This is a genomic window from Pseudomonas sp., from assembly GCF_050739935.1.
Classification (GTDB): Bacteria; Pseudomonadota; Gammaproteobacteria; order Pseudomonadales; family Pseudomonadaceae; genus Aquipseudomonas.
In genome coordinates this window covers 1-15,310 of record NZ_JBOICF010000099.1, presented here as the reverse complement: position 1 = coordinate 15,310, position 15,310 = coordinate 1, and the positions used below count along the sequence as shown (strand labels likewise).

The following is a 15,310-nucleotide window of genomic DNA, read 5'->3' as shown; positions in this document are numbered from 1 at the left end:
GCTTTAATAAGCTACCTGGCCAGGCTCAGGAACAGCCGCTGGGCGATCTCTTTTCCAATCGCGCTGCGATAGACGCTGATGACTTCCTTGTTGTCTTTCGCCGCCTTGACCTGCGCCTTGTAGCCAATGAAGCGCTGCTCAGGCAGTTTAAGATGAGCCGCCGTAAACGCCTCGGCGCCCGCCCCTTCACTGGCGTAGTGAAAGTGCGCCCACCACAGCACGCGCCGATCCTTGTCACGAATGACGTACTCCTGCAGGAAATCGTTGCGCTTGGCGCCGGACATGTTCTTGCGCCCCTCGAAACGGGCAATGTCGACTTCCTGCTCCTGCGCCAGATACCCCAGACGCGCCGCAGTCGGCGGTTGCGCCTTGATCATCGCGATACGCAGCGCCCTGCCCTCTTCGACAAGACGTGAAGCCCCGGATCGCAGCTGACTCACCAGGGTCTGCACAGCAGTCGCGGCCGTTTCCCCATCACCGGCTTGCGCGGCTTGGCTGGTCAGCTTGTCAGCCAGGGCGGTAAACATGTCGGCCTTGTGCGTCAGGATGTCCTGCATGTCTGCCGGCTCATCGGCGCGCCTGGCCTGACGACGGGCAATGTTGATGCTCGACTCGAGTCCTTCGATCGCCGCTGTGGCTTGTCGCTTCAACTCCGCCAGCGCAACTGCCTGTTCACGGCTGACGGGCCTGGGCGCATGCGCATCTTGCACCTCGACCCATTCACCGTCCTCGTGCAGATGATAGGTGCCGACGATGGTGTCGCTCATGGTTTGCGTAATATCGACCACCGCGCCGGAGAGCCCGGACTCTCCTTCTCTGAGACTGCCTACCAGGGTGCGCTGGGCGCGGGTCTTGAACACCCGCTTGCGCGGCTGGCTGACTCTAGGGGCGTATTCAAAAAGCTGCGCGGGCGGCTCGGCATTTTCCCGGATCAGGTCCGAGAGCCGTTTTTCGGCTCGATCCGTGACCCACGCCAAGTCTTCGAGAAAGCGCTCGAACCGCGCAGACACAAAATGTTCGGGCGCGTCTTCCCGGGCGGACATTGCAATCAATTTGCACCGCTGGTATTCACGCAGCGAGCTTTCCAGCACATCGATCTGCTCGGCTGGCGTGTAATCGTTGGGCTTTTCCACCTCCGCGTGAGAGCTGAACGCCCCATGCAACGCCTCGTCGGTGCGCAGGCGCTTGAACTCGCGGGCGATCGAGCCAGACAGAATGATCTTCTTGTCGAAACTCAACTCCAGCAGCGACCACAAGCGATTGACCCGCCACTCCAGATGGGTGAAGACATTGGTGCGCTGTATCTCCAGCACCTCTTCACGCCAGAGCGCGTGCCCTACCTTGGGCACACTTCGCAGTTGTTGCCAGTAACCCTCCCTCACGCCCGACCAATGTACACCTCGATCCTTGAAGGTCACCATTTCCTCGAACAATGCCAAATACGCGTCGAGGTTTTCCGGCGTGACCTCCCCGACACCACCCATCTGCAATTTCGGCAGTCGCACGTGCAGCAGACTAAGCAGACTCGAGACCAGAAGGCCCTCATAAACAGCCACGCGTCGACTGATACCCTGCAGATTCCTGGCAATGGGTTTCTCGCCAACCCGATCCGCAGGGCGAAGTGTCTGCTGAAGTTCAGCCCTCTGCTGGAAGATGGCCCCAAGCTCGTTCAGGTCCGCTTCGATACGCTCGATCAGTGGCGGGGTCAAGGACAGCGATTGATCGCGAAACCCTTTGTCCCAATCGGCAAACTGTTGATAAATCGCCTGCTTGCGCTGCTCCAGCGCGGTATCGCGTTCGATCGCCCGCTTAAGCGCCGCAGCGTTTTCCAGCGCCAATTGCCGGACGTTGCGCTTGGGACCGCCACCGCGAAGCCCCAACGAAAGGTCAAGTGTCCAGACCCGATCGATACATTTGAGCCGCGGCCCTCTCGAGGATGGGTTGCGCGGGTCGACTATATGGACGCCTTCCTCCGCGAAGCCGACTGCATATACTCCGCTGTCCAACTGCACCCACCATTGCCCCTCCTGCTGATAAAGCCCTGCTTTTCCAGGTTCCGCCGACGAGACCTCCAAGACGGGTTGGGGCACGATTTTCAGGCGTTCGAGACTCCGCGTCTGGCTCTCGGTCAGTCGATGGCTCAGGCTGGACCAGGAGAAATCCAGCTGCGGTACATAGCCAGGGCTCGCTTCGGGCGAGGAAGTAGAACCTTCCGCCAGCGGCACAGTGGTTGACGTGACAGGCTCGACCGGCACCGGGTCGACAGCCTCCGCGGCTATTACGCTGTCCGACCGAGTCGCATATCCCTGATGGATAAGAATCATTGAAATCGTCAGCAACAGCGCGTTCCACTCCTGCCCTGCTCCCTGGCCGGTCCCACGCCGCTGTGCCACCAGCACTTGATCAACAACGCTCATCAATTGCACCAGCCAAAGCGCATCGCCGACCGATCCCGGGAGGAACGGCATCACCAGATCCAGCGTCAGCCAGCCACCGCGCTGGATCATCGCCCAGCGGCTTTCGGTATTGGAAACCGATTCGCGATCAGCAAGGTCCACCAGTGCGCGTGCGTTGCCGTTGAACAGGGCCTGCATGATCTCGCCATGGACCTGAGCGGCGCTCAATTGTGCGGGTGCGGGAACCTCCAGCGGAGCAAATTCCGAACCCAGGCCAAAACGCGCGATGTGAGGCTGATCGAAGCCGCCATTAGCGTAGCGTTGCCGACCCTGTTCGCTCATCCACGTGAGCACCTCCTCCTGCAACGCCCCGGGCGCGGCGATGGCATCGCGCAACATCGACCAAGTGACGAATTCCGTCAGCGGCAGTTGGGCGAATGGCCGATAGAGAACGAACGGTCCCACAGCGACGTCCGCAGCACCGATGACAAAAACGTTGCGGACCTCATCGGCGGCCGCGCCCGGCTGAGAGATCCAGCCCAGCGGACGTAGAACGGTTTGCTCGACAGCGCTGTCAAGCGACGGCTCCAGCAGCGAGCAGACCCGTCGATAACCGGCTTCGGTCAGATTTCCCTGGCCACGAATCTTCTGTTCGAGCGCCTTGAGCGGCAACTGTACCCGCAGCTGATCGGCGAACAGGCTTTGACGTCGCGCCGCTTCGCTCGCGTCCATGAGCAGACAGCGACGTACCAGCGCCGGATAGGTACGGCCGATGTCCACGCGAACGACCAGTTGCTTCAGATAGGCGATCGTCAACCAGCCGGGCGGCGGCCCGCCATCACGCATCGACAACCTAAGCGTGCCACTGGGTACGCTGCACAGATTACCCAGCGCGAAGTGGGCGACGCTCATCTGCAGATGCTCGACACTACCGAGGGAAATGATCTGCCCTGCCGACGGCACTGCGGCCGCGACCACTTTCTCGATGTGTACGGTTACATCGTCCAGAGTCAGCCAGCTCGCCTCGGGGTGATCCTCGCGCAAGCAGTCCTGGAGTGCCTTTCCCGCGTATTCGAGAATTGGCGGCAGGCCGTCGTCCCAGGTTTGTCCAGTGGTGCGCTCGGCTACCACCGCCACCGCGCTGATCCTACGGCTGTAATCCAGACGATCGACCGACGAAGCGGTGCTCAGCCAGTGCGGCAGTTGATCGAGCCGCGAGAGATACGGGGCGATCCCGGTCGAATGCTCATCCTTGAGCAACGGGGTGATGTCGGTGATTTTCGCAAGGTAGCGCTCGATCTCGTCGAAGTCGTCCAGGCTCAGCACCGGAACACGCTGAATCGCCGTCAGCTGCCCGTTCAGCACATGCATTGCCTGCTTCTCGAAATCGGGCGCCGGCTCGTGATCAGCTTTCGGCACTGGCTCGCGGCCGAGTTGGGCGAGCGCTTCGGCCAGGCGACCTCCAGGGCTGATACCGTCTGAGCCGGGACGGTCCCAGAAACTGACCAGCGCCTGCATGAACGCGTCCAAAAGCCCCAGCGAAACACTGTCGATAAGCACGGCCAATTCCTCGATGTCCACCGTTGCGGCAACCGGCGTCGGCAATGTCGGATCGGGGAGCAACACACTCAGGCCTTTTTTCCAGGTAGGAGTCTTGCCAGTGGCGAAATTGTTGCGCAGGCACGCACTCAGCGTTTCAGTCATTTGTTGTCCGGACTCAGTGGTCTGGGTGACGGCGGCGACATCGGGATCAAGGTTTAACAGCGGGTTTTGAGTCTTGAGTGCCTGTATCAAAGTCGCGCGGGCCAGAGGCGAGAGCGAAGGACGACGGGAAAATGTATCGATCAGGTCAAACTTTATAGTCATTGTGGTTTTAACTCGCAGATGGGTGCCGGGCCCGGCCTGATTCGGCGCATTCAGACCGGACCATTTCAAGCGAGTTAAGGGCAGAAGTGCCTGCGCGGTGACATAAACAAATATTGCGATCGCTAGCCTGTCACGAGCCATCGTCAAAGGATGATGCGTGTCTTCCAATTGCCATCCGCCACTTTTACACATATCGTTACAAATCTGCGCTGCGTGGGTCCAGGCTCAAACAGCGCAGGTGAGGACGCACAAATACAACGGATTCCCCCAGCTAGACAGCCTAAGTGAGTAATTCCAAATGGCCTCGAACACAGGCAAAGGCAAAGCGATTTTTCGCGTTGTCAGCGGCAACTTCCTTGAAATGTTTGACTTTATGGTTTACGGCTTTTACGCCACGGCCATTGCCAAGACCTTCTTCCCTGCCGACAGTGAATTCGCATCGCTGATGCTCTCGCTGGCGACCTTCGGCGCAGGCTTCCTGATGCGCCCACTGGGTGCCATCTTCCTCGGCGCCTACATTGACCATCACGGCCGTAAAAAAGGCCTGATCATCACCCTGGCCATGATGGCAATGGGTACGGTTCTGATTGCCTGCGTGCCGGGTTACGCCACCCTGGGCGTCGTCGCGCCGCTGCTGGTGTTGCTGGGCCGCCTGCTACAAGGCTTTTCAGCCGGCGTGGAGCTGGGTGGCGTGTCGGTGTATCTGGCGGAAATCTCGACTCCGGGCCGCAAAGGATTCTTCGTCAGCTGGCAGTCAGCGAGTCAGCAAGCCGCTGTGGTATTTGCCGGACTGCTGGGCGTTGCTCTCAATCACTGGCTGAGTCCGCAGGACATGGGCCAATGGGGCTGGCGCGTGCCGTTCCTGATCGGCTGCCTGATCGTTCCGGTTATCTTCGTGATTCGCCGCTCGCTGGAAGAAACACCCGAGTTCGAAGCCCGCGCCAGACATCACCGCCCAAGCCTGAGCGAAGTGGTGAAATCGATCGGTAAGAACTTCGGCCTGGTCATCGCCGGTATGGCATTGGTAGTCATGACCACCGTGTCGTTCTACCTGATCACCGCCTACACGCCGACCTTCGGCAAGAACGAACTGCACCTGTCTGACCTGGACGCCCTACTGGTAACCGTCTGCGTCGGTATTTCAAACTTCATCTGGCTGCCGGTGATGGGCGCCGTGTCCGACAAGGTCGGTCGCAAGCCACTGCTGTTGGCCGCGACCATCCTGGCTATCGTCACGGCGTACCCTGCGCTGTCCTGGCTGACTGCCAACCCGAGCTTCGTCAACCTGCTGGTCGTCGAGCTTTGGCTGTCGTTCCTGTATGGCTCGTACAACGGCGCGATGGTGGTCTCCCTGACCGAGATCATGCCGGTCGACGTGCGTACCACCGGTTTCTCGCTGGCCTACAGCCTGGCGACCGCGACCTTCGGCGGCTTCACTCCGGCAGCCTGTACTTACCTGATCCACGTGTTGGACAACAAGGCAGCCCCGGGCATCTGGCTGAGCGGCGCCGCCGTTCTGGGCCTGATCGCGACGCTGGTGCTGTTCCGCAAGGGCCAGACCCGCATGGAAGCAGTGACAAGCTAAAGCTGCACGCTCGACACAAAAACGCCCCGACTGGTTCGGGGCGTTTTTTTGTGTCGAGATCGCGTCTGACGAAGATCACCTGTTCCTCACCGTATTCCCAACCGTCTGGCCAATCGACTGAGGTTGGCCCGATCCAGGTTGAGTTCGCGCGCGACGTCGGCCCATTTGCCCTGATGCCGACTCAAGGCATCGGTGATCAGCAGCGTCTGAAACCCATCGACCGTTTCCTTCAGCCCATCGCCCGGTTTCACAACCGGGGAGATGCCCGCAAGGATCGGTGCGGCGGCAGCGCGTGGCTGTACCTCTTCATTCAGCCCAAGCGCGTGGGGTTCGATGGTGAGGATGCGTGGCCGCTCACGGTGATCCGACAGCGCTTTGAGCACCGCGCGGCTGATCAGATGCTCCAGTTCACGCACATTCCCCGGCCACGAATACGCCAGCAGCACCTTCTGCGCCTCAGGGCTCATGCGCAGGCTGCGCAAGCCCATGCGCGCGCGATTCTCTTCGAGAAAATACCCCGCCAGCAACAGCACGTCCCGCCCCCGTTCCCGCAGCGGCGGCACGACCAACGGGTACACGCTCAGACGGTGATACAGGTCAGCGCGAAATCGCCCGGCACGCACTTCCTCGGCCAGATCGCGGTTGGTGGCGGCGATGATCCGCACATCAACACGGTGTTCCAGATCAGAGCCGACCCGCTGCAGCTGTCCACTCTGCAACACCCGCAGCAACTTGGACTGCACCGGCAGCGGCAACTCGCCCACTTCGTCAAGAAAGATCGAGCCGCCATCGGCCAGTTCGAATTTGCCGCTGCGACCGCTGACCGCCCCCGAAAACGCGCCCTTGACGTGACCGAACAGCTCGCTTTCCACCAACAGCTCGGGCAACGCCGCGCAGTTGAGACTGATCAGCGGTTTCTGCGCCCGAGGCGATTGCAGATGAATGGCTTCGGCCACCAGCTCCTTGCCGACCCCGGTTTCACCGGTGATGAGCACGGTCAGCGGGCTGTTGCCCACCAGCTGGATTTCCTGTTGCAAACGGCGATGCACCGCGCTTTGTCCGATCAGCTCGCGCGGCCCTCGACCGCCCGCGGCACGCTTGTAGACTTCAGCCAGCTGCCGCTGATCTTCCACGCTGCGGGCCAGATGATTGATCCGTTCGCTGGCCATGACCGTGGCCGCCGCAAGACTGGCAAACGCCTGCAGATTGCCCAGATCGACACTGCCGAACCTCGATGGGTCCAGGGAGTCCAGAGTGATCAGTCCCCAGAGCTTGTCCTGCACGAACAGCGGACAGCCTAAACAGTCGTGAACTTCCAGATGACCGTGCAGGCCGTCCACCAGACCGTCATAGGGGTCAGGCAGATCGCAGTCGGTGGAGAACCGCGTCGGCTCACGGTTCTGCACGATAATGTCCAGCCGCGGATGTTCCCCCAGCCGGAAACGCCGGCCCAGCGTGTCAGGGCTCAGGCCTTCCACCGATAACGGCACCAGCACATCGTCCTCGAGCTTGAGCAACGCCACTGCATCGCAAGGCAACAGCTGGCGCAGCGAACGCAGCAGGCGCCGATAACGCTCCTCGTCCGGCAAATCGCGGGACAGGTCGGCCACCAGCGGCACAAGCGCCAACAGCAAGGGATTGGTCATAAGGCTCCAGAGCACGATCGGACGCGAAAAACGTGGTCATTATGACACCCGCGCTGGGCACGACGGCAACCGATAGCAGAGCGTCCCCCCTGCCTTTGAAACTCAAGATAAGTCATTAGTTGGTCGCCAATTAATCGGCACCCGTTGTTTCAATCCTGAAGCGGCTCACTTTTAAAGTTATTCACCAAAGCGCTGTTTTATTCTGGCGCCAAGTGCCCGGCGGCCGCGGTCCGACCCTTTAATTTATATGAAGTTGTAAAAAAATATTTTTGTTTATAGTCAGGCGATCCCAAGAGGAGCATCCGACATGGCGAGAATTCAGGGACGAGTTCAAGAAACTTTCCCACCCCTGGTTGTTGATCTGGACGGCACGCTGCTGCGTTCTGACTTGCTGATGGAAACCGCAATGGCCTTCGTCCGAAGCAAGCCGTTGAAGGCTTTCAGCGTGTTCGGCTGGCTGCTCAAGGGCAAGGCTGCGCTCAAGGAAGGTTTGGCGCTGGAGACGGAAATAGATGTTTCGGTATTGCCGTATGACCCGCAGATCATCGAGATGATTCAGGCCGAAAAAGCGAATGGGCGGCTGATCGTGCTGGCTACCGCCAGTCATGTAAGTCTGGCCGAGCGGATCGCCGAACATTTACAACTGTTCGATCTGGTGTTGGCCTCTAACGCCAATCGCAACTTGTCGGGCAATAACAAGCGCGACCTGTTAGTTGCTCATTACGGCGAAGGCGGCTTCGACTATATCGGCAACTCCAAAGATGATTTGCCGATCTGGAAAGTCTCGCGTCAGGCCTATGTGGTCAATCCGGATTCTGGGGTCGAGTCGCGCGTCGAGGCGATGACTGGGGTCGAGCCGACCATCCGCACCAACACCGCCAGCCTGCGCGACTGGCGCAAGGCGCTGCGCATGCATCAGTGGCTGAAGAATGCGCTGATCTTCGTGCCACTGCTGGCCTCTCATCGCCTCGCCCAGCTCGACCTGACGCGCGACGGGGTTTTCGCGTTTTTCTGTTTCGGCCTCTGCGCTTCCAGCGTGTATATCCTCAACGACCTGCTGGACCTGTGCGACGACCGATACCACAAGAGCAAATGCAACCGGCCGTTCGCCAGCGGCCGACTGTCGATCAAGGCCGGGCTGATTCTGGTCCCGACCCTGCTGATAACGGCGTTCGGTTCAGCGCTGCTGCTATTGCCCTGGCAGTTCTCGGCGGTCATGGCCGCCTACTACGGCCTGACCCTGGCCTATTCGCTGAAGCTCAAGCGGTTGATGGCCTGGGACGTAATCGTCCTGGCGATGCTCTACACCGCACGCATCATCGCCGGGGTCGCGGCGTTCAACCTGACGCTGACCTTCTGGATTCTGGCGTTCTCGATGTTCATCTTCCTCAGCCTGGCCATGGTCAAGCGCTACGCCGAGCTGCGCGATGCCCGCGCCCGAGAGGTGAACACTTTTGCCCGCGGTCGCGGTTATTACCCCGGCGATCTGGACATGATCGCCTCGCTCGGCGCGTCGTCCGGATACTTGGCGGTGATGGTCCTGGCGCTGTACATCCAGGACGCCAACACCACTTCGCTGTATGTCACTCCGCATGTGATCTGGCTGGCCTGCCCGCTGCTGCTGTTCTGGGTCACCCGCGTATGGATGCTGACCCACCGCGGGCAGATGAACGAAGACCCGGTGGTGTTCGCCATCCGTGATCGCACCAGTCAGTTGATCGGCGCGGTGTTCCTGTTGATGTTCTGGATCGCCGCATGACTACACCCCTGTATTCCTGGGGACGGTTTCCCCGTAGTCCGCAGCGCGGTCATAGCTGCGTCTGGCTTGACGAACTGCCCGCGCACCTTGATCGAGTGATTGACCGCCACAGCAGCAGCCTGCCTTACGGCAATGGTCGCAGCTATGGCGACAGCTGCCTGGCGGCGAGTGATCAGGTGTTGCACATGCGCTCGCTGGATCGACTGATCGAGGCCGACTGGGAAAGTGGTGTGCTCAAGGTCGAGGCCGGCATCACCCTGGCAGAAATCCTGAGCGTCGCCATTCCCCAGGGCTGGTTTTTGCCGGTGACGCCGGGCACCCAGTTCGCCACGGTCGGCGGCGCCATCGCCAACGATGTGCACGGCAAGAATCATCACGTACGCGGCACCTTCGGCCGTCACCTGCGCAGCTTCGGCCTGTTGCGCCACGGTCAGCCCGAGATGGTCTGCGCCCCCGGCGTCAACGCCTCGCTGTTTTCGGCGAGCATCGGCGGTCTGGGGCTCACTGGAGTGATTCACTGGGCGGAACTGCAATTGATGCCAATCCGTGCCAGCCAAATCGATACCACTACGGTGCGTTTCAACAATCTCACGGAATTTTTCGCGCTGTCCGACGAACTCGACAACAAGCATGAGTACAGCGTGGCCTGGGTCGATTGCCTGGCCAAAGGCGCCGAGACCGGACGCGGGGTGTTCATCGTCGGTGATCACGCGCAGTACGGCTCGCTGGAAGTCGGCCGCCGGGCGAAGCTGAGCGTCCCGCTCACACCCCCGGTTTCGCTGATCAACAAACTGTCGCTCAGTGCCTTCAACAACCTGTATTGGCGGGTGCATCCGAGCCAGCGCAAGACCGGTCGCAGCGCCTATGAGCCATTTTTCTACCCGCTCGATCGCATCCTGCACTGGAACCGCATCTACGGTCGCCGGGGCTTTCAGCAGTACCAATGCGTGATTCCGACAGCCAACGCCGAAGCGGCGATGGCTGAGTTGTTGCGGGCCATTGCCGATGCCGGGCAAGGCTCGTTTCTGGCGGTGCTCAAGCGCTGTGGCGACGTCCGCTCGCCGGGCCTTTTGTCGTTCCCCATGCCGGGCACCTCGCTGGCCCTGGATTTCCCGCAGAGCGAGCACCTGCAAGATGTTGTATTCCCGCGTCTGGACGACATCGTCCGCGCCGCGGGAGGCCGCTTGTATCCGGCCAAGGATGCCCATATGAGCGGCGCGGACTTTCGTCAGGCGTACCCCGCCTGGGAGCGACTGGAAGCGCTGCGCGATCCCTCCCTGATGTCCCGTTTCTGGAGCCGCGTGCTGCTATGACCACAACCGCTATGAAAAGAGTGCTGATCATCGGCGCCACATCGGCCATCGCCACCGCCTGTGCCCGTTTGTGGGCCAGCGAAGGCAGTGATTTTTTCCTCGTCGCGCGCAACGTCGACAAACTGCAGCAGACCGCCGCCGATTTAAAAGCCCGCGGCGCGAAGAACGTCACCCTGCATGAAATGGACGCCAACGACATCGACGCTCACCCATTGATGCTCGGCCGCTGCCTGACTGCGCTGGGTCAGATCGACATCGCGCTGATTGCCCACGGCACCCTGCCCGATCAGAAAGCCTGTGAACGCGACGTCAATCTGGCTCTGCGCGAATTCGCCAACAACTGCACGTCGGTGATCGCCCTGCTGACCGTGTTGGCGATGCAGTTCGAGACTCAGCGCTGCGGGAGTCTGGCGATCATTTCCTCGGTAGCCGCCGACCGCGGACGCCCTTCCAATTACCTGTACGGCAGCGCCAAGGCAGCGGTCTCGACCTATTGCGAAGGCTTGCAAGCGAGACTGTTCAAGATCGGCGTGCACGTGACCACCATCAAACCGGGCTTCGTCGACACGCCGATGACCCAAGGCCTGTCGCTGCCCGCCGCGTTGCTGGCCCAGCCCGCGCAGGTCGCCCAGCGCATCGTCAAGGGCATCGCCAACAAGGTGCCGACGCTATACGCGCCGGGGTTCTGGGCCTTGATCATGCTGGTCATCCGCTCGATTCCGCAGCCGGTATTCAAGAGGCTGAATCTGTGAGCGAGGCACTGCACTTGTCCGGCTGGCGCTATCGGGCCGTGGTGCTGTCGGTGGTGGGCTCGGCGCTGGGCTATCTGGGGTTTTCGCTGTGGGGCGGGTGGCACGCGGTGGGCGCGGCGGTGAGCGAAGTCGGCCTGGTCGGCATCGTCGTCGCGCTGTTCATGTCCTCGGTGAACTACGCCCTGCGCTTCGGCCGCTGGCAGGCCTACCTCAAGGTGCTCGGCCATCCGATGCCGTGGCGTCCGAGCCTGAACATCTATCTGGCCGGCTTCGCCCTGACCACCACCCCCGGCAAGGCGGGCGAAGCCCTGCGCGGTGTGTTGCTCAAACGTTGGGGCGTGCCCTACCCGCAGAGCTTCGCGGCGTTTTTCAGCGAGCGTCTGTCGGATCTCTTCGCCGTGGTCCTGCTGACCCTGTTCGGCCTGTCGCTGTACCCAGAGGCGATGCCGATGATCGTGATCGGTGTCAGCCTGGTGCTGGTCGGCCTGCTGGTGCTATCTCAACGCAGACTGCTGGAACGCCTGATGCAGCTAGTGCCCAGCGAAGGCGGCAAGCTCATCGGCCTGCTACGCCATCTGCTGCAAGTGCTGGTGCATGCCCAACAGTGTCATCGCCTGCGGTTGATGCTCGGGCTGACTCTTCTGAGCGTCATGGCCTGGAGCGCCGAGGCCCTGGCCTTCGACTGGATTCTGCAATGGATGGGCGCCGACATTCCGCTGGCGTTCGCGGTGTTTGTCTACGCGCTGGCAATGCTGGCGGGCGCGGTGAGTTTCATGCCCGGTGGGCTGGGTGGCGCGGAGGCGGTGATGGTCGGGCTGCTGGTCTGGAAAGGCATGAACAGCGCTGACGCCGTTGCAGCAACCGTATTGATTCGCCTGGCCACGCTGTGGTTTGCCGTGGCCATCGGCGCGGTGATGCTGTTCAAGCTCAAAGGCGAAACAGCGTCCGAAGGGCAACCAGCGGGATAGCTGCAGGATTGGATTTGAGGGGCGAACGTTGTGACGCCCGTTTTGATGCGGAAAAAAGGGACAGGAGTGCAGTTCATGGTGGTAGTAGTACGTTCCAAGGCGTCGATTCTGATTCCCTTGTTGTTGGCGATCGGAGCGATCCTTGCCAGCTTTCTCGCTTCGAGCGGGCCGATCCAGTGGATGGACAACGGCATGTTTCTGGCCGACGCCTCCCGGGGTCAGTACTTCAGTCAGACCCTGAGCCCGCTGGATCACCCGCTTTATCTCTTCGTCACCACCGCGCTGTTCGCAGGCTTTGGGCCTTATGTGCTGAGCTTCATGAATTCGCTGCTGTTGATTCCCTTGGCCTGGGCGGTCTACCGACTGGCCAAGGGCGTGGGCGCAACGACCCAGCAGGCGCTGCTGGCAATTGCTGCCGCCGTGCTCTGCCACTGCGTGTTTTGGGTCTCGACCAAAGCCGAGGTCTACGTGCTGCATACCGTGTTGGTGACCCTCGCCTACATGGTCCAGTTCAGGGACAAGCAGCGTTTGGGCGTGGTGCCGGCGCTGTTCCTGATCGGCGTATTGACCGGGCTCGCTGCGGCGATTCATCAGCTGACCTTCATCGTCCTGTTCCCGCTCTACCTGCAGCTGCTGTGGCAGCACAAGGCGCGGATTCTGATCACCATTCCCGGCTTTGTGTTGGGCTTCGCAGTGGCGATTCCAGGGATCCTCAACGAGATGCAAGGCGGCCTGGGGCTGTTCGATATCGTCCACCGCTACCTGATTGGCATCCCCGACCGGACGGCCGAGCAGAGCTGGCAGGGATCGCTGTTCCGCTTCGATGACATGTGGCACGAGAAGAACTCGGTGATGCTGCTGATGCTGTCGCTGATCGGGCCGCAACTGGTGGGCCTGCTGCTGTTCCCGAAAAATCCGGCACTGCGCGTACTGTGGGCCGCAGCGATGATGAACTTCATCTTTGCCGTGTCCTACAACGTCACCGACCGCTTCACGTTCTTCCTGCCCGGTGCGGTGATGTTGAGCATCATTGGCGTGATTCAACTGCAAGCCTTGCTGCCACGCAACGCTGCGAACCTGGTCAATGCCTCGCCGGTCGCTGCACCGGTGGTGATTCTGGCGGTGTTCGCGGTATACGCCAGCGGCGCGATTCAACTGCCGATTCACAAGGAGCCGCTGCCATTCCGCGACGACATCCACTACTTCATGGCCCCTTACCTCAGCGACCGCTCCGCCGAAGAGTTCGTGCGCAGCTACGAGAAATCGGCCCCGCCAGGTGCGCTGATCATCGCCGACTGGACCCCCAACGGCGCCCTGCGCTCGGCTCAGGCCAGCGGCTTGCTCAAGGGCCGGACGTTCGAATTGTGCGAGGAAGTGCAGGACATCAACGCATATCTGAAAGGGCCAGGGGCTTATCTGGCAAGGACGAGTTACTGCGGGATGATTGCGGATAGGTTCATGTTGGAGACGTTGCCAGTGGGGTATGAGCTGAGGGCTAAATAACACCGTTTCGACGGCGACATGATTTCTGTGAAAGCGAATTCAGTCGCCGAAAATGTTACAGGCGATACATCTTTCGTTCGTATCACTTCACGAATGATTTCGCTTCCACAGGTTTATTCCAGGTATCGCAGACGATGCCATGCCTACGCCCGATCTGGGCTATGGAGCTAAAGTAACGGCGCTACCGCGCAGGATTGTCTTGTCGGTACGTATGGTTATGACGAAAAACCAATTGCTTTATCTGTGCATCCAGTTCTTCGCTGTGATAAAGGTCCAGACACTTCAGCAGATCAAAGCGAACGCCCTTAATTTCCGATTCCACGACGGGATTGTGATAATCCCGCAGCAAGTAATCATTCACCAACGCACGAATCGCATAGGGAGCCTGGTCAAGGTCGTAATAGGTCCAGTCACGCAACGCGTTCACGCTGCTGCCTGCGTCTTTGACGACCTCCGCATTCGCTTTATAGGCAGTGGCGATGCAGCTCGCCAGGACCATATCTCGATAGTTCTCAGAGTATGTTCGCCCGCCCGCTTGCGGAGACTGTCGGCCAGGATCTTGCCCATGACACATTGAGGTATAAATACCGACCATCAGCGCTATATATACGCCTGAACATGCTTTTGTCATGGCAGGCTCCAAAAGTTTGCGCGATCCGTGCGATAGGAAGCTTCCGGCTGATTGAAGTAGCAGTGGTCGTAGCAAAACCGTCCATCAAAGAGCGTTGCGTGGCCTTGAGCGTCCGACCATCCGGTAATCTCAAATAGAATCAATCCTCTTTTTCCCCCCATATCATCCGCCGATGTCGGGTATTTAACGATTTCAGGCGCGCCCCATCGACGCTCAAGAAACTTAATCAAATCTCTAACACGATAAAAATACTGGTGCTTGTCTCCCCCCGAAACTGTTTCTCCAGAAACAGGAGGAATCACAAGCCCCGACTCATTCAGTATGTAGCTCAGGCGTACAGCACACGTGTTGCTCCACTGCTGCATCGGATCAGAGTTATTGATATTGACGGCTACGTTCCCGCCAATCATCTGTGCGACTCTCGCGCCCGAGTTGGAAGAATCATAAATTCTTTGAGATGCCGGCCATGCAGAATTAAAAAAGGGTCGCACGGTAGATTGTCCTTGATAGTGACCACAGGGATGGCCCAAGAACCTATCAAGAAATGGATCGCGCTAAAGACGCAGGGAAAAATCAGGACGGAGCCTACACATGGACAATGGCTTTTCCTACGAGCCTAACTTTCAAACCCCGCGATTCATGCAAATCCACTCGTCTACCAGCGTACGAAGAAACCCTGCGTTGCCCTAACATGGCGGGCGCAAAGCTACACCTTTCGCAATGCCCCTTCCTTATGCATCGCCAGATTCCCGGTCTTGTCGCTCTTGACCTCGTACTGCGGCTCTTCCTTCGATGCAGGACGATGCCGTCCCATGAACTCGACATCCTGGGTATGCACCTTGGTGACCACACCAACGACATGCCCGACATCCGAATTCCAGCGCACGTGAT

11 protein-coding genes are annotated in these 15,310 nt (G+C 60.0%); 6 read left to right on the top strand and 5 right to left on the bottom strand.

Translation table 11 applies throughout. The features are described 5' to 3' along the window. Positions 1-11: 11 nt before the first annotated feature. Positions 12-4,262 (bottom strand): dermonecrotic toxin domain-containing protein, encoded by a 4,251-nt coding sequence (locus ACRER8_RS19625; protein ID WP_431747866.1) that lies wholly within the window; start codon positions 4,260-4,262, stop codon positions 12-14. Positions 4,263-4,560: 298 nt separating this feature from the next. Between ACRER8_RS19625 and ACRER8_RS19620 the strand changes: the two genes are divergently transcribed. After that, on the top strand, positions 4,561-5,847 hold the full coding sequence (locus ACRER8_RS19620; protein WP_431747865.1) for an MFS transporter: 1,287 nt from the start codon (positions 4,561-4,563) through the stop codon (positions 5,845-5,847). An 86-nt stretch (positions 5,848-5,933) separates the two neighbouring features. Here the strand turns inward: ACRER8_RS19620 and norR are convergent, their stop codons facing one another. Beyond that, positions 5,934-7,493, bottom strand: a complete 1,560-nt coding sequence (norR, locus tag ACRER8_RS19615) for a nitric oxide reductase transcriptional regulator NorR (RefSeq protein WP_431747864.1) — start codon at positions 7,491-7,493, stop codon at positions 5,934-5,936. A 307-nt stretch (positions 7,494-7,800) separates the two neighbouring features. Here norR and ACRER8_RS19610 point away from each other — a divergent pair, with 307 nt between their 5' ends. From ACRER8_RS19610 to ACRER8_RS19590, 5 genes are all read left to right on the top strand, one after another. Then, positions 7,801-9,252, top strand: a complete 1,452-nt coding sequence (locus ACRER8_RS19610; protein ID WP_431747863.1) for a UbiA family prenyltransferase — start codon at positions 7,801-7,803, stop codon at positions 9,250-9,252. Further along, entirely contained in the window at positions 9,249-10,565 is a 1,317-nt protein-coding gene (locus ACRER8_RS19605; protein ID WP_431747862.1) for an FAD-binding oxidoreductase, read from the top strand. The genes ACRER8_RS19610 and ACRER8_RS19605 overlap by 4 nt, the downstream gene beginning before the upstream one ends. An 11-nt stretch (positions 10,566-10,576) precedes the next feature. Next, positions 10,577-11,317, top strand: a complete 741-nt coding sequence (locus ACRER8_RS19600; protein WP_431747937.1) for an SDR family oxidoreductase — start codon at positions 10,577-10,579, stop codon at positions 11,315-11,317. Then, entirely contained in the window at positions 11,314-12,285 is a 972-nt protein-coding gene (locus ACRER8_RS19595; RefSeq protein WP_431747861.1) for a lysylphosphatidylglycerol synthase transmembrane domain-containing protein, read from the top strand. Before ACRER8_RS19600 ends, ACRER8_RS19595 begins: the two co-directional genes overlap by 4 nt. A 75-nt stretch (positions 12,286-12,360) precedes the next feature. Further along, positions 12,361-13,788, top strand: coding sequence for a DUF2723 domain-containing protein (locus tag ACRER8_RS19590; RefSeq protein ID WP_431747860.1), 1,428 nt, complete (start codon positions 12,361-12,363; stop codon positions 13,786-13,788). 181 nt (positions 13,789-13,969) lie between these two features. Here ACRER8_RS19590 and ACRER8_RS19585 read toward each other — a convergent pair whose 3' ends face one another. The 3 genes from ACRER8_RS19585 to ACRER8_RS19575 form a co-directional block, all read right to left on the bottom strand. Beyond that, entirely contained in the window at positions 13,970-14,383 is a 414-nt protein-coding gene (locus tag ACRER8_RS19585) for a type VI secretion system amidase immunity protein Tai4 (protein WP_431747936.1), read from the bottom strand. 32 nt (positions 14,384-14,415) lie between these two features. After that, positions 14,416-14,910 (bottom strand): type VI secretion system amidase effector protein Tae4, encoded by a 495-nt coding sequence (locus ACRER8_RS19580; protein WP_431747859.1) that lies wholly within the window; start codon positions 14,908-14,910, stop codon positions 14,416-14,418. 215 nt (positions 14,911-15,125) lie between these two features. Then, positions 15,126-15,305, bottom strand: coding sequence for a DUF2945 domain-containing protein (locus tag ACRER8_RS19575; protein WP_431747935.1), 180 nt, complete (start codon positions 15,303-15,305; stop codon positions 15,126-15,128). Positions 15,306-15,310: the final 5 nt, after the last annotated feature.